This is a genomic window from Cobetia sp. AM6 (assembly GCF_009617955.1).
Taxonomy (GTDB): Bacteria; Pseudomonadota; Gammaproteobacteria; order Pseudomonadales; family Halomonadaceae; genus Cobetia; species Cobetia amphilecti.
The window spans coordinates 3,159,608-3,176,909 of the sequence record NZ_AP021868.1 but is presented as its reverse complement, the minus strand read 5'-3'; the positions used below and the strand labels follow the sequence as shown (position 1 = coordinate 3,176,909).

The following is a 17,302-nucleotide window of genomic DNA, read 5'->3' as shown; positions in this document are numbered from 1 at the left end:
AGGTGAGGAGGGGAGAAAAGAAGCAGAACAGGGCAGGCAGAGCGGGCGGTACCGAACAGGGCGGACAGAGCGGACAGACTGGAACGGACAGACTGGAACGAACAGCAGGGCCCGATGGCAAGACGCCCCCACCGGATGACCGGTGAGGGCGTCTAGCGGCTTGCGTCGATCAGAGTGGCTGACCTTGCAGGCTCATCAGGCGTCGATACGCTTGTACTTCATGCGCTTGGGAGCATCGTTGCCGACACGCGCGTGATAGTCCGCTTCGTACTCGGTATAGCTGCCTTCGAAGAACACCACGTTGGAGTCACCCTCGTAGGCGAGGATGTGGGTCGCGATGCGATCCAGGAACCAGCGGTCGTGCGAGATGACCATCGCGCAGCCCGGGAAGGCCAGCAGGGCCTCTTCGAGTGCACGCAGGGTCTCGATGTCCAGGTCGTTGGACGGCTCATCCAGCAGCAGCACGTTGGCAGCCTGCTTCAGGGTCTGGGCCAGCTGCAGACGGCCACGCTCACCACCGGACAGATCAGACAGACGCTTCTGCTGGTCAGTGCCCTTGAAGTTGAAGCGGCCGACATAGGCGCGCGACGAGACTTCATGGCCATTGATGTTGAGCATGTCCTGACCACCGGAGACGGCTTCCCAGACGGTCTGATTGTCTTCCAGGCCATCACGCAGCTGCTCGACGTAGGCGACCTTGACGGTCTCGCCCAGCACGACTTCGCCGCTGTCCGGGGTGTCCTTGCCGGTCACCAGCTTGAACAGCGTGGACTTGCCCGCACCGTTGCCGCCGACGATACCGACGATGGCACCCTGGGGGATGGTGAAGGACAGATCATCGAACAGCAGCTTGTCGTCGAAACGCTTGGTGACGTTGTGCAGCTCGATGACCTTGTCGCCCAGGCGCGGTCCCGGCGGAATGTAGATCTCGTTGGTCTCGTTGCGCTTCTGGAAATCACCGGACTGCATTTCCTCGAAGCGGTTGAGACGCGCCTTGCTCTTGGCCTGACGGCCCTTGGGATTCTGACGAACCCACTCGAGCTCCTGCTGGATGGCCTTGTTGCGCGAGGCTTCCTGCTTGGCTTCCTGCTGCAGGCGAGCGTCCTTCTGCTCGAGCCACGAGGAATAGTTGCCTTCGAAGGGAATGCCCTGGCCACGGTCCAGCTCGAGAATCCAGCCGGCGACGTTGTCGAGGAAGTAGCGGTCGTGGGTGATGGCGACCACGGTGCCGGAGTAGTCGTGCAGGAAGCGTTCCAGCCAGGCGACGGATTCGGCGTCCAGGTGGTTGGTCGGCTCGTCCAGCAGCAGCATGTCCGGGCTCGAGAGCAGCAGGCGGCACAGTGCGACACGGCGGCGCTCACCCCCGGACAGCACGCCGACATTGGCATCCCACGGCGGCAGGCGCAGTGCTTCGGCGGCCACTTCCAGCTTGCGCTCGAGGTTGTGGGCGTCAGAGGCCTGGATCAGGTCTTCCAGCTTGGCCTGACGCGCGGCGAGGGCGTCGAAATCGGCGTCCGGCTCGGCGTAGGCGGCATAGACTTCATCAAGTTCGGTCTGGGCGTTCTTGATGTGAGCCAGGGATTCTTCCACGCACTCGCGCACGTTCTTGGAATCATCCAGTTCCGGCTCCTGGGGAAGGTAGCCGACATTCAGACCCGGCATGGGACGTGCTTCGCCGTTGTAGTCCTGATCGACGCCGGCCATGATGCGCAGCAGCGAGGACTTGCCCGAGCCGTTGAGACCGAGCACACCGATCTTGGCACCCGGGAAGAAGGACAGCGAGATGTCCTTGAGAATCTCGCGCTTCGGGGGAACGACCTTGCCCACCCGGTTCATGGTATAGACGTATTGCGCCATGGAATCCCAATTTGGTTGGAGAATGGAATGACGCGCAGATGATAGTGCCCGGCGTCACGCTTGGCCAGCCGGGCAGCCTGTGCCAGGCGAGCGCGGCGACTCACTGCATGACATTCCCTGTCCTGACGTCGACCCCTTCCATGGCCTGTCCGCTCCCTGGTATCCCTTCCCCTGCACGCCGCTGGTGGCGAGCTTATTCCTCTTCGCCCCAGTCGCTGGCGTCGATCAGATCATCATCATCGGCTTCATCGTCCCAGCCTTCGCGGATGGAGCGAGCCAGGGCGCGCTCCTCGAGCAGGGCTTCAAGACGTTGGCGGGAGTCATTGCGTTGTGGCTTGGCAGGTGCGCTGGAGGACGACAGCTCGAAGTCCACATCGGTGGGGCTGTCTTCGGCGAGTGCCGTGGCATCGATATCATCGAGGAATTGTTCACGGGCCATGGGCGGACCTCACGATCTTGGAACGACCTGCCCGATATCCAGCGCCTGGACTGGCCTGTGACACCGGGCACCGCCAGCGGCGATGCGCCGAAGGCTCTCTGGCTATATACCGCCCGTTGACGAGGATGACAAGCCTTTCGCTCAGCTCATCAGAGCTTTCGCCAATTGCCACTGGCGAGAAGCCCACAACGACAACGCCCACCGGTGGGGTGGGCGTTGATGATGCCATGCGGCACCTGATCTTCAGTGACTGCTCTTCAGTGACCGTTCTTCACTCAGCGGCCTTGAGCGTCCGGCGCTCAGTTGGACTCGCTGGGATGCTCCGCGCGCAGACGTTCCAGCTCTTCCTTGGCGGTCATCAGGCCGGTGACATCCTTCTGGACACCAACGAAATACTGCAGGTTGTCATGCTCATCGAAGACCGGTGTCATGGAAAGTTCATTCCAGAACAGGCTGCCATCCTTGCGATAGTTGCGCAGTATCTCGCGGCACGGGCGCTTGTCGCGCAGCGCGGCACGGATGTTGTCCAGTTGCGGCTGATCGCGGTCATCATTCTGCAGGAAGCGGCAATCGCGGTAGAGAATCTCGTCGGCGCTGTAACCGGTGAGGCGCTCGAAGCCCTGATTCACGTAGATCAGGATGTTCTCATCGCCTTCCTGTTCCGCCACCACGATGCCATCGTCCGAGGCATTCACGACTCTCTCGAGCAGCTCGGGGCTGATCATGTGGGGTCTTTTCATCTGACTCTGATCCTTGCGGCTTAAGAACCCGGCCCTGAAGACCGAGCCCGAGAGTACGGGTATAGGGTGCCTGTCCGTGTGCCCGGACATTCCAGCACCATGATCGGTTTCACTATGGCGGGGAGACGCGGCTTATGCAATCGCAGCCGCTAATGTGACAGGGCCCGACATCGTTGTCAGGCCCTGTCAGCGTGAGAGTCGATCAGATAGAGAAGGGGGAGAAAGGGGAGTAACAGGGGGGGCGTCATGCCTGCCCCGGATGTTCAGTCGTCCTCCACCTCCGGCAGGCGCTGCGCGCAGAGTGCGGCGCAGGCCGCGACGACCGCCAGAATCATCAGCAACCATTCACTGCCCAGCCACTGGGCGAGCCCGCCGATCAACAACCCCAGTACCAGCATCAGCACGCCGGTCAGGGTGTTGGAGAGCGCGACGTAGAGGGCGCGATTGTCAGAGGTGGCGAGATCGACCACGTAGGTCTTGCGTCCCAGGCGGATGCCGGCGTGGGCGATCACCAGCAGCCCGTAGACCAGTGCGTAGCTCCAGATGTTGTCGGCCAGTGCCTGTGGCCACCAGGCCATGCTGCCGGCCAGGGCGCAGCAGACGGCGGCGCCGGCCCCTGCGTTGCGCATCACGCGGCGGCTGGAGGTGTCGGCCAGCCTGCCCCAGATGGGGCTGGCCAGCATGCCGGCCAGTCCTGACACCACCACCAGCACGCCCAGTCCGCCCAGGCTCTCACCGCTCTGCTGCTGGCCGAGCAAGGCGATATACGGCAGTGCCAGCGCGCTTGAGAGCAGCAGGGCGCGTGCCAGATTGAAGTTGCGGAAGGCGGCGTCATGCTTGAGCTCGATGACCCCGTTGCGCACTGTCTCCCAGGCATTGGCGCCGCCGCTGGTGGCACCGCTGTCCTCGCGGATCATGGCGGCGCACAGGGCATTGAGTGTCCAGCCCAGCGCCGCGATGGCCATCAGTATCGCCAGCACCTGCTGCCCGGGCTGCTCGCCCAGCAGCATCAAGGCGACGCCGGCCAGCAGGGTCATCGCCCCCGCCACACTGCCACTCCAGCCCATCAGGCGCCCGCGGCGCTTCTTGGCGATGGTCTTGCCCAGCACGTCCTTGGTGGCGATGGAGGCCACCCCGCGCCCGAGCGACAGCAGGATCAACAGAATCAGTACCAGGCTGCCCGCGAGGGTGCCATCGAGTCCGTGACGCGTGGCGAAGTTGCCCTCGGCAAGCAGGCTGATCATCACCAGCCCCAGTGCCATCAGCGCCTGGATGGAGGCCCCGGCGACCCATACCCACTTGCGTTGTGGCAGCGGACGAATGAAGCCTGCCACCAGCAGTTGAGGCAGCAGGGCGCCGGCCTCGCGAATCGGCACCAGCAGCCCCACCATCCACACCGGCGCCCCGATCAACCCCAATAGCCACGGCAGTACCAGTCGCGCACTGGCCATCTCGTCGGCCAGCTTGGTACCCAGCGAGGCCAGCAGGTGACGCCAGAAATTGCCGGGTTGCTGGTGGCAGGCATCCTCGGAGATGTCCTTGCACATGCGCGAATCTTCATCGCCGGTCATGCGCTCGAAGAAGCGACTCTGACCGCTGCCCGACGGCCTCTCGTGGGCTTTGTCTGCAGACTCCCGCTCAGTCTCGCGGTCTTGAGCGTCTGACGGTGAGGAGGCCTCGGTAGAGGAAGACAGGGGTGACATGTGGCCAGGGCTCCGCTATCGGCGTCGTGTACGGGAAGTCGTGATGCAGATCACGCCCGTGTCGCCGGTTGAAGAAGGATCGATCGCAGTGCGACGTCAACTGAAGGAATGACTGCGCCGAGTATAGTTTATGTACAGTTTGTGTGTAGGTTTTTGGTGTTGACCATTGCGCGACAGTGCAGTGAAGTGATCATTACATCATTGATTGGAGTAGGCACCACCATGGATCAGGCATCCACGCTGAAAGTCCGGATTCACTACTGCACCGGCTGCAACTGGCTGTTGCGAGCGGCCTGGTATGCACAGGAACTGCTGTCCACCTTCGGAGAAGACCTCGGTGAGGTGGCCTTGGCGCCGAGTCATGGCGGCCATTTCGAGGTGCTGTGCCAGGCCACCCCAGATTCGGAGTGGCTGGTACTGTGGGAGCGCAAGCGCGACGGCGGCTTCCCCGACAGTCGTGACCTCAAGCAGCGCGTGCGTGATGTGCTCGATCCTGAGCGCGATCTGGGCCATATCGACCGCGCCAGTCGTGAGCAGGGTTCATGATCTGGGCTAGTAAGCAGAGCTCGTAAGCAGCTCTTGCTCCGCCATGGGCGCGCTCACCACCACTTCTTGCGCTTGAGCAGCCACATCTGCATCGCCACCACGCCCAGCGTGATGCCGACGAAGGCAGCGAAGCCCCACTGGCTGTCGCTGCCCGGTATGCCACCGACGTTGACCCCCAGCAGCCCGGTGAGAAAGCCCAGCGGCAGGAAGACGGCGGTGATGACCGACAGCAGATACATGCGCTGGTTGAGCTGCTCGTTGTGCTCGCTCATGCGTTGCTCATGGATGATCAGCGCGCGCTCCTGCATGGCCTGGAAATCCTCCACGTAGCGCGACAGCTGGTTGGCGATCTCGCGCAGGTCCAGACGCGCCTGTTCATCGATCCACAGCGGCCCCTGGGAGAGTTGTGCCAGACAGTCGCGCTGCGGCCCCATGAAGCGTCGCAGCGTGATCAGGGGACGCCGCAGGCGGGTAATGTCATCGGGGTCGATCTCGACATCATTGAGCTGGTCTTCCTCGATGATGGCGAGCTGTTCATCGAGGCGATGGCTGAGCTCCGCCACGCGATCGACCAGCGCATCGCTGAGCATCGCCAGCAACCAGGAGATGCTTTCCGCGCCCTGGCCGGCTTCCAGTTGCTCACGCACCTGAGTGATCGACTGGAACGGCCGGCGGCGCAGGGTGATCAGGCGCGTCGGGCTCATCCACAGGCGCAGTGACAGCAGGTCCTCCGGCGCGGCGCCGGGATTGAGGTTGATACCACGCAGCGTGGTGACCATGCCGCCGCCGAAGCGCGCCACGCGCGGGCGGGTGTCCAGCTCGGTCAGGGCCTCGATGCTCGGCTCATCCAGCTGGGCAAGGTCGTCCAGGTAATCATTGACGTCGCCGCGGGTGTAATCGAGGTGCATCCAGATCAGCGCTTCTGGGTCCTGCCATTGCTCGCGCAGGCTGTCGTCATCGAGCAGGCTGGCGCCGCCCTTGCCATCCAGGCGATAGGCGCTGACCAGTGCCGTGGTCGGGGCATCTCCCGCGAGGGGCGCGGGTGTCGGCGCGGCTTGCGGATCGGTGGCATCAGTCATTCACGAAATTCCTTTTTGGTGGCGCGGCTTGCAGCAGCGGGCAGGGCACGCGATGCTCGAATGTCAGGCCGTGGGCATTGTCGCTGCCATCGCCATGACACTCATCGCCAGGAAGGCGATACCCGAAATGCGAGGAAGGATGCCATGAGTCAGGATAGGGAAGCCATGCTCTACGGTCTGGGCGCCGTGGCCCTGTGGTCGACGGTGGCGACCGCCTTCAAGCTGGCGCTTGAGCAGATGTCGCCGCTGGAGCTGGTATGGCTGGCGGCACTGGTGTCGTGGCTGTTGATCGGCGTGCTGATGTGGCGTCAGGGCAAGCTGCGCGAAGCGCTCACCACCGGCTGGCGGGGTGGCTGGCGCACGGCACTCTGGGCCGGACTGATGAATCCGGTCGGCTACTATCTGGTGCTGTTCGGCGCCTACGCGCGGCTGCCGGGCCAGGAGGCGATGGCGCTCAATTACACCTGGGCACTGGCGATGGCTTTTCTCGCCGTGCCGATTCTCGCGCAGCGCCTGACGCGCATCGATGTCGCAGCGGGGCTGATCGCCTACGCCGGTGTGTGGACCATCGCCACGCGAGGCGAGATATTCAATGTCGCCTTCGCCGACCCGTTGGGCGTCGGGCTGGCGCTGGGCTCGACCCTGCTATGGGCGCTCTACTGGTTGCTCAATGCGCGTGACCCGCGCGCGCCGCTGGTCGCCCAGTGGCAGAATTTCAGCATCGCCTTGCCGGTGCTGACGCTGCTGGTGGCCTTCGGGCCGGGCTTCGGCAACTTCATCGGTGAGAGTGCCAATCCTCAGGCGCTGACGGCGGGCATCTATGTCGGCCTGTGCGAGATGGGCATCGCCTTCGTGCTCTGGCAGCTGGCGGTGCACAAGGTGTCGCGCACCGCCAAGGTCTCCAATCTGATCTTCCTGTCGCCGCCCATCTCCTTGACGCTGCTGCACTTCATCGTCGGCGAGCCGATTCTGACCTCGACGCTGGCGGGGCTGGTACTGATTCTGGCCGGACTCGGCCTGCAGCAGCTGCAGAAGGCGCCGGCTGAGCTGTCACAATCGACCTGAGCGAGCCGTGCCGCCAGCGCACCGCCCGCCACTCGATCGTCAGTCGTCGGGCAGGATGAGGCGATCGGCATCCACCACGATCAGCGGGTCCGGGGTGCCGATCATCTTCTTGTCCTTGCCGGGGTAGTCGAGCTGACTGAGCACATGGCGCAGCGCGCCGATACGGGCCCGGCGCTTGTCGTCGGAGCGGATCAGCGTCCAGGGCGCATGATCGCTGTGCGTGCGCGCGAACATCGCCTCGGCGGCATCGGTGTACTCATCCCATTTCTTCTGCGCCACGGCGTCCATCGGTGACAGCTTCCAGTGGGTCAGGGGGTCGGCGGCGCGCTTGGCGAAGCGGATCGATTGCTCCTCGCGGGATACCGAGAAGTACAGCTTGACCAGGTGCAGGCCATCCTCGACCCACAGGCGCTCCTGCTGGGGCACCTGCACCAGGAAGCGTTCGACTTCCTCCGGCGTGGCGAAGCCCATCACCGCCTCGACCCCCGCGCGGTTGTACCAGCTGCGATCGAACAGCACGATTTCGCCACTGGTGGGGAAGCGCGAGACATAGCGCTGGAAATACCACTGGCCCTTTTCCGTCTCGTTGGGCTTGTCGAGGGCGACGATGCGCGCGAAACGCGGATTGAGATACTCCATGAAGCGCTTGATGGTGCCGCCCTTGCCGGCGGCGTCACGCCCCTCGAACACGATGGCCAGACGCCCGCCACTGTCGCGCAGCCAATGCTGCACCTTGAGCAGCTCGATCTGCAGCGCGCGCTTCTCGGCCTCATAGACCTTGCGCTTGAGGCGCTCGTCGTAGGGGTAGGCGTCACTGGAGACCGGCCCCAGCGTCATGCGCGGGGCATCGCCAGTGGCGTGCTTCTTGCTGGCCTTGCCCTTGGCATCCTTGGCCTTCGAATGCGCCTTGCCGGCATCCGCCTTCCTGTTGTTGGATTTACTCATGGCAGTACTCCCTGTGAGGATGGGGCCTGGCCCTGACGACCGACGACCCGGGCTGATGACGTCAGCGCTGCAAGGCCTCATGGCCCAGGTGGCCTGCCTGACAGGCACTTATCAGGCAGGCGCGGATTGTCATCTCGCGGCAAGGTAGGCGCATGCAAGCTGTCGTGATATGCGCCGCGCCTGATATTGATCACTCCGCTGATGCCGTGCGTTGCGCCAGTGGCGCGAGTGTCGGCCAGATGGTGTCGAGCAGCTGCGGTTGCGCCTTGGCGGTGGGGTGAATGCGGTCCTGCTGCATCAGCTTCTCGCTGGCCGGGGCCGTGGCGATGCCTTCGAGGATGAAGGGCACCAGCGGCACGGAATATTCGTCGGCCAGGTCCCGGTAGACCTGACGGAAGGCATCGGTGTAGGCCGGGCCGTAATTGGGCGGAATCTCGATGCCGAGCAGCACGGGCTGGGCGTCAGCGTCCTCCACGGCCTCGATCATGCTGGCCAGATTGGCCTGCATGCGGGCGGGGGGCAGGCCACGCAGGCCGTCGTTGCCGCCCAGTTCGATCATCACCAGTGAAGGGTCGTGTCGCGCGAGCAGGGCCGGCAGACGGTTGAGGCCGCCTTCAGTCGTGTCGCCGCTGATGCTGGCATTGATGACCTCAGGCGCATCGCTGCCCAGGCTGTCCTCGAGGCGCTCGTCGAGCAGCGCGACCCAGCCCTGGCTGCTGTCGATGCCGTAACCGGCCGAGATGGAGTCACCGACCACCAGCCAGGGGGCCGGCGCGTCTGCCAGCGCCACCTGGGGCGTCAGCACGGCCACGAGGCTCAGTGCCGTATTGGCGAGGGCATTGCGCAGCCGCTTGAGTCCCTGTGTGCCGGGGGCTTTGCCACCGCTCGCCAGGCACTGGGTGTCGCGGCGATTCACTAGCCATTTCTGCATTCATCATCTCCATCATCTGCACACTATTCATACCCGTTTCGGGGTCTGGAGTTCGTGCCCACCCCGTTCTCTACCATAAGCGAGCAGACACGATGTCACATAACGCCTCCATTAACGACGTGCCCCCCGCGTCGGATCAAACCTCGTCAGACGCGCAGGCCAGCGCAACCCCTGCGCCGGTGCTGGAAGTGAGCGGGCTGGCGCAGCGGGTGACCAGTGGCGAAGGGCGCCTGACCATCCTCGAGGACCTGGAGCTTGCCGTGCAGGCCGGGGAAAGCGTCGCCATCATCGGGGCCAGCGGTTCCGGCAAGTCGACGCTGCTGGGCCTGCTGGCGGGGCTGGACAGCCCGAGCGAGGGCGATATTCGCCTGTTCGGAAGCTCGCTTGCAGGGCTTGATGAGGATGGTCGTGCGGCGCTGCGCGCGGGGCAGGTCGGCTTCGTGTTCCAGAACTTCCAGCTGCTGCCGACGCTGACGGCGCTGGAGAACGTGCTGATGCCGCTGGAGCTGGCCCCGCAGGGCGATATCGAGGCGCAGGCGCGTGACTGGCTGACGCGGGTCGGGCTGGGAGAGCGACTCGACCACCTGCCGCGCCATCTGTCCGGCGGCGAGCAGCAGCGCGTGGCCATCGCGCGCGCTTTCGTCGCGGGGCCGGGGCTGGTGTTCGCCGATGAGCCGACCGGCAACCTGGATACCGCCACCGGCGAGCGCATCGCGGAGCTGCTGTTCACCCTCAACCGCGAGCGGGGCACCACGCTGATTCTGGTCACCCACGACCTGACGCTGGCCAGGCGCTGTGATCGCTGCCTGAATCTCGAGGCCGGCAAGCTGGTGGAGTGGAAGGATGAGGCCAGTGCGCCGGCCGTGGCGACGCCACAGGGAGGCGACGATGTCTGAATCCCGGGTGTCTGACCGCGCGGCGACATCTACCGGCAACGCGCAGCGCCCGCGTGGGGCGCGCCTGCCGCTGGCGCTGCGTGGCCTGCTGCGTGACCTGCGCGCCAGTGATGTGCGTGCGCTCTTTCTGGCGCTGATGCTGGCGGTCGCCGCGACCACCATGATCGGCTTCTTCCTGGATCGTCTCGACCGTGGACTCAATCGCCAGGCGAGCCAGCTGCTCGGCGGAGACCTGGTGCTGGAGTCCAGCAACCCGCTCGACCCGCGCTTCGCCGAGGCCTTCCGCGCAGCGGGGCTTGAGATGTCGCCGCAGCTGGGCATGGTCTCGATGGCCTCGCACGGCGACAGCTTCGTGCTGTCGAGCCTCAAGGCGGTGTCGCCGGGCTATCCGCTCGCCGGGCGGGTGGAGCTGGAGTCGGATGCCACGGGAGAGGATGCCCAGGCGCCAGGCACCAGTTCACGCGCGGAGATTCCGCCGCCGGGCGAGGCGTGGATCGTGCCGCGCCTGGCCATGGCGCTGTCGGCCGAGGTCGGCGATACCCTGACGGTCGGACGCAAGCAGCTGACCATCAGTGGCCTGATCACGCGTGAGCCTGATCAGCAGGGCGGCTTTTCCGAGTTCAGCCCGCGCCTGATGTTCAACATGGAAGATCTCGATGCCACCGGTCTGATCCAGCCCGGCTCGCGGATGGAATATCGCCTGCTGGCGGCGGGCGATCCGGCGGCAGTGCAGCAGGCACGCGACGCCATCGCGCCGCTGCTGGCGAGTGCCGACAACGCCGAGGTACGCCTCAAGGACGTGCGCGAAGACCGCCCGCGTCTGGGGCGCTCACTGGAGCGTGCCGACAAGTACCTGAGTCTGGCCGGGCTGGTGGCGGTGCTGCTGGCCGGGGTCGCGGTGGCGATGTCGACGCGCCGCTATGTGGAGCGTCATCTGGATAGCGCCGCACTGTGGCGCTGCTTCGGTGCCTCTCAGCGTCAGTTGTCACGGCTGTTCGCGGCCCAGCTTGGCTGGCTGGCCCTGCTGGCGAGTACCGGGGGGGCGGTGCTGGGCCTGCTGGGGCAGATGGGACTGGTGGCGCTGCTGGAGCGCTTCCTGCCGCTGGAGCTGCCCGCACCGGGGCCGCTGCCGCTGGCATTGGGGATTCTGACGGCGCTGGCGGTGCTGGTCGGTTTTGCCGGCCCGATGCTGCTGCGCCTGCGTCAGGTCAGCGCGCTCAAGGTGCTACGGCGTGAACTGGCCCCGCTGCCTGCCTCGGCGTGGGTGGTGGTGGCGATCGCCAGTCTGGTGTTCGGCGCCCTGATGTGGCTCTACTCGGGTGACCTCATGCTGGCGGCCGGCCTGCTGGTCGGTGGCATCATCGCGCTGGGCCTGCTGATGCTGGTGGGGCAACTGCTGCTGTCGCTGATGCTCAAGGTGGTGGCACGCATGCGCGGTCAGGGCGGCTGGAACCGGCCGATTCGCCTCGCCGGCGGCATGCTGGCCAGGCGGCGCGGTGCCAGCCTCGGTCAGCTGGTCGCCTTTGCCGTGACCTTCGCGGCGATGGCGTTGATCGCGCTGGTACGCGGTGACCTGATCACCCGCTGGCAGGCGCAGATTCCGACCAATGCGCCCAATCACTTCGCGATCAATATCCAGCCCGGAGAGCAGCAGGCCTTCGGCGAGCAGCTGACCGCGATGGTGGATGAGCAGGCCGGCGACAGCCAGAGCGAGCTCTACCCGATGGTGCTTGGACGCATCACGGCGCTCAAGGGCGAATCCCTGCTGGGACGCACCCAGCAGCGCCTGCAGGCAGCCCAGTCGGATCAGCCGGCGGCAGGCGGCATGCAGGAAGGACGCAGCGACGAGGGGGACGGCGAGCAGCAGGGCGTCCCGCAGCGTGAGCTGAACCTGACCTGGCATCGTGATCTGCCGGACCACAACCGCCTGTCGGCGGGCGAGTGGGCACCGATCAGTGACTTCGCCGATGCAGACAGCGAGACGCGCAGTCGCCTCGCCGCCACGCAGGGCGTGCCGGTGTCGATGGAGGAGGAGCTTGCCGAGCGCATGGGGCTGGTCATCGGTGACAGCCTGTCGTTCACCATCGGCAGCGAGACCGTCAAGGCGCAGGTGGTCAATCTGCGCCATGTCGACTGGGACAGCTTCCTGCCCAACTTCTACGTCATCTTCCCGCCCGGTGCGCTCGAGAGCTTCGCCCACAGCTACATGACGGCGTTTCATCTCGAGGATGAGCGCAAGCTGGCGCCGCTGGTACGCGACTACCCGAGCGTGTCGTTGATCAATATCGACGCCATCCTGACCCGCGTGCAGGAGCTGATCGCCCAGGTGTCGCGAGCGGTGGAGCTGATTCTGGGGCTGGTGCTGCTGGCGGGGGCCAGCGTGCTGTACGCGGCACTGGTGGCCAGTCGTCCGGCACGTGAGCATGAAGGCGCGCTGTACAAGGTGTTCGGCGCAGGCCAGGGACTGCTGGCCCGCCTGCAGGCCGCTGAGTTCGTGCTGCTCGGCCTGCTCAGTGGGCTGCTGGCGGCGATGCTCGCCGAAGGCGCGGCGGTCGGACTCTATTCCGGCTGGCTGGGGCTGCCGGTGGTGCTGCATCCGTGGCTGTGGGTGCTGCTGCCGCTGGCGGGTGGCGTGTTGATCGGCGGGCTGGGCTTCTGGCTGTCGAGAGAAGTGAGGCGCCAGCCGCCGATGGCGGGGCTGCGCGCCCTGCAGTGAGCGCCATCAGGCCTCGTCATCGCAGCGCCGGATGATGACGCCTGACGACCTCAACCTGCGGCCTCATGATCGTTGTCTCGGTCATGGGGCCGTCTTGCGTTAACAATGATGCTGATTCATGTGAATCGGGCCGCTGGCTGAGGTATCATGCTGGTCCTGATCTTACCCCCAGATGGCGAGCCGGCCGCGCCGGAATTCGCTGTCGTCATCACCCTTCAGGCGAGGACACCCGATGTTCACCCGTGACATGCAGATTGCCGGTTTTGATGATGCGCTCCTGAGCGCCATGGACGACGAAGTCGTTCGCCAGGAAGCTCACATCGAGCTGATCGCCTCCGAGAACTACGCCAGCCCCCGCGTCATCCAGGCGCAAGGCTCCCAGCTGACCAACAAGTACGCGGAAGGCTACCCGGGCAAGCGTTACTACGGCGGTTGCGAGTTCGTCGACAAGGTCGAGCAGCTGGCCATCGATCGTGCCTGCGAACTGTTCGGTGCTACCTACGCCAACGTTCAGCCGCACGCCGGTTCCCAGGCCAACAGTGCCGTCTTCCAGGCGCTGGTCTCGCCGGGCGACACCATTCTGGGCATGAGCCTGGACGCGGGGGGTCACCTGACTCACGGTGCACGTCCGAACTTCTCCGGCAAGCACTACAACGCCGTGCAGTACGGTCTGGGCGAGAACGGCCTGATCGACTACGCCGAAGTCGCGCGTCTGGCGCGTGAGCACAAGCCGAAGATGATCATCGCCGGCTTCTCCGCCTACTCCCAGATCATCGACTGGGCCGAGTTCCGCAAGATCGCCGACGAAGTGGGTGCCTACCTGCTGGTCGATATGGCCCACGTGGCCGGTCTGGTCGCCGCTGGCGTCTACCCCAGCCCGCTGCCCCACGCCCACGTCGTCACCACCACCACGCACAAGACCCTGCGCGGTCCGCGTGGCGGCCTGATCCTGTCCGCCGAAGGCGATGCCGACATCGAGAAGAAGCTGAACTCCGCTGTCTTCCCGGGTGGCCAGGGCGGCCCGCTGATGCACGTCATCGCGGCCAAGGCGGTCTGCTTCAAGGAAGCGATGGACCCGGCCTTCACCACTTACCAGAAGCAAGTGGTCAAGAACGCCAAGGCGATGGCGTCCGTGTTCCTGGAGCGCGGCTTCGAAGTCGTCTCCGGCGGCACCGAAGACCACCTGTTCCTGCTGTCTCTGGTCAAGCAGGGCCTGACCGGCAAGGACGCTGACGCTGCGCTGGGCCGTGCCCACATCACCGTCAACAAGAACGCCGTACCGGGTGACCCGCAGTCGCCGTTCGTCACCTCCGGTCTGCGTATCGGGACTCCGGCCGTCACCACGCGTGGCTTCCAGGAGCAGGAGTGTCTGGAACTGGCCGGCTGGATCTGCGATATCCTCGATGCGATGGTCGCCGGCGATTCCGCCGCTGCCGAAGCCGAGGTGCAGGCCAAGGTCTCCGCCGTCTGTGCACGTCTGCCGGTCTACGCCTGAGGCGTGACGAGGTGCCAGCCCGGCTGGCCCTCACCGTAGCAGTGCTGACAGAGGCGTAACGCTGTCATGCACCAGATAAGAAACGCCTGTCGCGCAAGCGGCAGGCGTTTTTTTGTGCCCGCACCACGGCCAGACGAGTCCGAGCGGTGTGGTGCGCAGCGGGGTGGGAGAGTGGTCAACCAGCGCTCAGAAAGATCAGCCTGTGCCCGGGAGCGGACGCGCTACGCTATTCTCGATGCCGGACACACTCTGCTCATCTTCGTGCAAGGAGGCTTTCATGGCCGTCATGCAGCACCATGCCTTTCTGATCCTGGTCGAGAACAGCGGCAATACCTCACTGAGCAGTCAGGGCAGCGGCGAGGTCCGCATTTCCGTCGCCACGCTGGGGACGCTGAGGGCGGCCGAGCGGCTGGTCAGTGAGCTGGTCGCCCAGGGCGTCAGCCAGATCGAGCTGTCGGCCAGCTTCGGCGCGGCAGGCGAGGCAGCGCTGAGAACGGTGGTGGCAGACAGCGGTGCCGAGCGTACGGTGTCGATCGGCCGCGTGCGATTCACGGCCTGACGCCAGCACACGGGGGAATTGCCAGTACCTGAATAGCCCTTTCGCAACAGGGATTTGCGTAAAGGTGTGACCAAAGTCGGGTCCCACCCTTGGTCTAGGGTGTCTTGTTGGCATGTCTGACATGGGCTATTCCTTGACGGACAAGAGCGCGCCGCGATGCATCCCATGAAGGATGTGCGCGAGCTACAAATGACGCGCCACGCCATCAAGGAACGTTCGATCATGACCACGCCTCCCACGAGTGCCGCTGGCGGCAGCCCGCGCACCAATGCCTCTTCTTCAACGCCCGTATCCACAGCGTCTGCCTCAGCTGGAGACACCTCGACCGCGCGTGTCGATGTCGCCGAATGGCTGGCGCAGGCCATCTTCGAGAATCGCTACCCGCCGGGCAGCCTGATTCCTCGTGAGCTGGACCTGTGTGATCAGCACGCCCAGAGCCGCGCCACCGTGCGCACCGCGATCCAGAGCCTGGTCAATGCCGGGATTCTCACCCGCACCACCGGCCAGGGCACCCGCGTCAATCCGCTCAGCGAGTGGCATCTGCTCGATCCGCGCGTGACCGGCTGGATGACGCGCTACGCGATGCCGCATCCGCAGCTGGCGCGGGACATCTACGCCTTCCGTATCTCCATCGAACCCTTCGTCGCCGCTCTGGCAGCCACCGAGGCCACCGCCCAGGACCTGTCCGCCATCGAGCAGGCCTACGACGGCATGGCCGCAGCGGTGCATGGCGGCAGCGCCATGGAGGAGTTCGACCGCGCCGATATCGCCTTCCACGACGCCATCTTCGCCGCGACCCACAACGTCATCTGGGCGCAGCTTGGCCATGTGCTCAAGCCGTCGATCAGCCTGCTGGTGGCGACTTCCAATCACAATGCCTCGGAGCTGGGCGACAGCCTCGGCCGCCATCGCGCGGTGATGGAGGCGATTCGTCTGCGCCAGCCCGATGCCGCCCACGCCGCGACCCTGCATGTGCTGGACCGCACCGGTCAGGACCTCGGGCTTGCCATGCCTGCGGCCTCTGAAGGCAGCCATCCCGCCGGGCGCGCCCAGGAACCGCTGGAGCTGCTGCGCCGCTTCGGCCAGCTGCCCAGCCTGTCTGCACCGCTATCAAGCGAGTGAACGGCACCTCGCGGCGTTTCGCCACGCCGGGAAGTGCCTGCACGTCTTCCACTGACCCTAGAACGTCATAACAACAAGCCAGGAGTTTCACCATGCCGCGTTCCACTATCTCGCCGCTCACCACTACCTCGCCGCGCACCACTGCCGCTCCCGCCCGTGTCACGCTCAAGGCGCTGGCTCTGTCCACCGCCGTGGCCGCCACGCTGATCGCCACACCGAGCTGGGCCGCCGAGTATGAATGGACCTTCCAGACCTCCGAGACGGCCGGGGAGCCGCAGTTCGAGGTCAAGAAGGCCTGGGCCGACAGCATCAAGACCATGTCGGATGGCCGCATCGCCATCGAGATCCTGCCGGTCAATGCCGTGGTGCAGGCCAACCAGACGCTGGACGCCGTCAGCGCCGGCATCCTGCAGGGCCACCTGACCGATCCGTCCTACTTCTCGGGCCAGAATCCGGCCTTCGGCATGCTGGGCAATCTGGTGGGCGCCTGGGGTGACCCGCTGGAATATCTCGAGTACATGCAGCACGGCGGCGGTGAGGAGCTCTACAACGAGCTGGTCGAGCCCTACGGCGTGCACCTGATCGGCGCGGGCGCCACCGGGCTTGAGTCCTTCGTCTCCAAGAAGCCGGTACGCACCGTCGATGACCTCAAGGGCCTCAAGGTGCGTGCCCCGGAAGGCATGGTCTACAACATTTTCCAGAAAGCTGGCGCGGCGCCCGTCAACCTGCCGGGCTCCGAGGTCTACACCGGTCTGGAGAAGGGCGTGATCGACGCGGCGGATTACACCGTCTTCGCCACCAATGATGACCAGGGCCTGCACAGCTTCGCCAAGTACCCGTCCTACCCGGGCTTCCACTCCCTGCCGATGGTGGCGGTGTCGATGAACAAGGGCATCTGGGACGGCCTGCCGGCGGATCTCAAGGCGATCATGGAGAGCGCCACCGATGCGATGGCCTACGACATGGTCTTCACCCTCAAGGCGCGTGACATCAAGGCGGTGAGCGCGGCGCGTGCCAATCCGGATATTGAGGTGATCGACATGGCGCCGGAGGAGCGCGCCAAGTTCCGTCGCATCGCGCAGCAGGAGTGGAAGGTGTGGGCCGAGAAGAATGAGCTGACCGGCAAGGTCTACGAGTCCGTGGTCAGCTTCCTGACCGACCGCAACCTGATGTGAGCCCGCTGGCGCGCGGGATGGGCGCCAGCCGCCG

Annotated in this window: 15 protein-coding genes; 8 read left to right on the top strand and 7 right to left on the bottom strand. The window is 65.3% G+C overall.

All coding sequences use genetic code 11. The features are described from left to right. Window positions 1-195: 195 nt before the first annotated feature. From ettA to CLAM6_RS13325, 4 genes are all read right to left on the bottom strand, one after another. Window positions 196-1,857: an energy-dependent translational throttle protein EttA gene (ettA, locus tag CLAM6_RS13340; RefSeq protein ID WP_043331392.1), complete on the bottom strand. Its 1,662-nt coding sequence runs from the start codon at window positions 1,855-1,857 to the stop codon at window positions 196-198. A 193-nt stretch (window positions 1,858-2,050) separates the two neighbouring features. Beyond that, entirely contained in the window at window positions 2,051-2,296 is a 246-nt protein-coding gene (locus CLAM6_RS13335) for a PA3496 family putative envelope integrity protein (protein WP_054555553.1), read from the bottom strand. A 299-nt stretch (window positions 2,297-2,595) separates the two neighbouring features. Continuing rightward, entirely contained in the window at window positions 2,596-3,036 is a 441-nt protein-coding gene (locus tag CLAM6_RS13330; RefSeq protein WP_043331389.1) for a PAS sensor domain-containing protein, read from the bottom strand. 263 nt (window positions 3,037-3,299) lie between these two features. Next, on the bottom strand, window positions 3,300-4,607 hold the full coding sequence (locus tag CLAM6_RS13325) for an MFS transporter (RefSeq protein ID WP_242007829.1): 1,308 nt from the start codon (window positions 4,605-4,607) through the stop codon (window positions 3,300-3,302). Window positions 4,608-4,961: 354 nt separating this feature from the next. On the opposite strand from CLAM6_RS13325, the gene CLAM6_RS13320 reads away from it, so the two are divergent. Beyond that, window positions 4,962-5,285 carry a SelT/SelW/SelH family protein gene (locus CLAM6_RS13320; protein WP_054555551.1) on the top strand — a complete coding sequence of 108 codons (324 nt, stop codon included), beginning with the start codon at window positions 4,962-4,964 and terminating at the stop codon, window positions 5,283-5,285. Window positions 5,286-5,338: 53 nt separating this feature from the next. Here CLAM6_RS13320 and CLAM6_RS13315 read toward each other — a convergent pair whose 3' ends face one another. Then, complete coding sequence (locus tag CLAM6_RS13315) at window positions 5,339-6,364, bottom strand: zinc transporter ZntB (RefSeq protein ID WP_153636365.1); 1,026 nt, start codon at window positions 6,362-6,364, stop codon at window positions 5,339-5,341. Between the two features lie 144 nt (window positions 6,365-6,508). On the opposite strand from CLAM6_RS13315, the gene CLAM6_RS13310 reads away from it, so the two are divergent. After that, on the top strand, window positions 6,509-7,429 hold the full coding sequence (locus CLAM6_RS13310; protein WP_153636364.1) for a DMT family transporter: 921 nt from the start codon (window positions 6,509-6,511) through the stop codon (window positions 7,427-7,429). Window positions 7,430-7,468: 39 nt separating this feature from the next. On the opposite strand, the gene ppk2 is transcribed toward CLAM6_RS13310, so the two are convergent. Next, window positions 7,469-8,374: a polyphosphate kinase 2 gene (gene ppk2 / locus CLAM6_RS13305; RefSeq protein ID WP_153636363.1), complete on the bottom strand. Its 906-nt coding sequence runs from the start codon at window positions 8,372-8,374 to the stop codon at window positions 7,469-7,471. A 190-nt stretch (window positions 8,375-8,564) separates the two neighbouring features. After that, the gene (locus CLAM6_RS13300) at window positions 8,565-9,305 is read right to left on the bottom strand and encodes an arylesterase (RefSeq protein WP_153636362.1); all 741 of its coding nucleotides are present in this window, start codon (window positions 9,303-9,305) and stop codon (window positions 8,565-8,567) included. Between the two features lie 92 nt (window positions 9,306-9,397). Between CLAM6_RS13300 and CLAM6_RS13295 the strand changes: the two genes are divergently transcribed. The 6 genes from CLAM6_RS13295 to CLAM6_RS13270 all read left to right on the top strand — a co-directional run bounded on the left by CLAM6_RS13295 (window position 9,398) and on the right by CLAM6_RS13270 (window position 17,268). After that, entirely contained in the window at window positions 9,398-10,201 is an 804-nt protein-coding gene (locus tag CLAM6_RS13295; protein ID WP_153636361.1) for an ABC transporter ATP-binding protein, read from the top strand. Then, entirely contained in the window at window positions 10,194-12,917 is a 2,724-nt protein-coding gene (locus tag CLAM6_RS13290) for an ABC transporter permease (RefSeq protein ID WP_153636360.1), read from the top strand. Before CLAM6_RS13295 ends, CLAM6_RS13290 begins: the two co-directional genes overlap by 8 nt. A gap of 232 nt (window positions 12,918-13,149) precedes the next feature. Beyond that, entirely contained in the window at window positions 13,150-14,412 is a 1,263-nt protein-coding gene (gene glyA / locus CLAM6_RS13285; protein ID WP_153636359.1) for a serine hydroxymethyltransferase, read from the top strand. A 277-nt stretch (window positions 14,413-14,689) separates the two neighbouring features. Then, window positions 14,690-14,971: a DUF6506 family protein gene (locus CLAM6_RS13280; protein ID WP_153636358.1), complete on the top strand. Its 282-nt coding sequence runs from the start codon at window positions 14,690-14,692 to the stop codon at window positions 14,969-14,971. 222 nt (window positions 14,972-15,193) lie between these two features. Next, the gene (locus tag CLAM6_RS13275) at window positions 15,194-16,093 is read left to right on the top strand and encodes a FadR/GntR family transcriptional regulator (RefSeq protein WP_153636357.1); all 900 of its coding nucleotides are present in this window, start codon (window positions 15,194-15,196) and stop codon (window positions 16,091-16,093) included. 92 nt (window positions 16,094-16,185) lie between these two features. Beyond that, window positions 16,186-17,268, top strand: a complete 1,083-nt coding sequence (locus CLAM6_RS13270; RefSeq protein ID WP_153636356.1) for a TRAP transporter substrate-binding protein — start codon at window positions 16,186-16,188, stop codon at window positions 17,266-17,268. Window positions 17,269-17,302 lie beyond the last annotated feature (34 nt).

Excerpts from the sequence above, each read along its gene's own strand:
- CLAM6_RS13300 (WP_153636362.1), bottom strand. The coding sequence starts at position 9,305 with ATGCAGAAATGGCTAGTGAATCGCCGCGACACCCAGTGCCTGGCGAGC.
- CLAM6_RS13315 (WP_153636365.1), bottom strand. The coding sequence starts at position 6,364 with ATGACTGATGCCACCGATCCGCAAGCCGCGCCGACACCCGCGCCCCTC.
- ettA (WP_043331392.1), bottom strand. The coding sequence starts at position 1,857 with ATGGCGCAATACGTCTATACCATGAACCGGGTGGGCAAGGTCGTTCCC.
- CLAM6_RS13290 (WP_153636360.1), top strand. The coding sequence starts at position 10,194 with ATGTCTGAATCCCGGGTGTCTGACCGCGCGGCGACATCTACCGGCAAC.
- glyA (WP_153636359.1), top strand. The coding sequence starts at position 13,150 with ATGTTCACCCGTGACATGCAGATTGCCGGTTTTGATGATGCGCTCCTG.
- CLAM6_RS13280 (WP_153636358.1), top strand. The coding sequence starts at position 14,690 with ATGGCCGTCATGCAGCACCATGCCTTTCTGATCCTGGTCGAGAACAGC.
- CLAM6_RS13335 (WP_054555553.1), bottom strand. The coding sequence starts at position 2,296 with ATGGCCCGTGAACAATTCCTCGATGATATCGATGCCACGGCACTCGCC.
- CLAM6_RS13270 (WP_153636356.1), top strand. The coding sequence starts at position 16,186 with ATGCCGCGTTCCACTATCTCGCCGCTCACCACTACCTCGCCGCGCACC.
- ppk2 (WP_153636363.1), bottom strand. The coding sequence starts at position 8,374 with ATGAGTAAATCCAACAACAGGAAGGCGGATGCCGGCAAGGCGCATTCG.
- CLAM6_RS13295 (WP_153636361.1), top strand. The coding sequence starts at position 9,398 with ATGTCACATAACGCCTCCATTAACGACGTGCCCCCCGCGTCGGATCAA.
- CLAM6_RS13275 (WP_153636357.1), top strand. The coding sequence starts at position 15,194 with ATGACCACGCCTCCCACGAGTGCCGCTGGCGGCAGCCCGCGCACCAAT.
- CLAM6_RS13320 (WP_054555551.1), top strand. The coding sequence starts at position 4,962 with ATGGATCAGGCATCCACGCTGAAAGTCCGGATTCACTACTGCACCGGC.
- CLAM6_RS13310 (WP_153636364.1), top strand. The coding sequence starts at position 6,509 with ATGAGTCAGGATAGGGAAGCCATGCTCTACGGTCTGGGCGCCGTGGCC.
- CLAM6_RS13325 (WP_242007829.1), bottom strand. The coding sequence starts at position 4,607 with ATGACCGGCGATGAAGATTCGCGCATGTGCAAGGACATCTCCGAGGAT.
- CLAM6_RS13330 (WP_043331389.1), bottom strand. The coding sequence starts at position 3,036 with ATGAAAAGACCCCACATGATCAGCCCCGAGCTGCTCGAGAGAGTCGTG.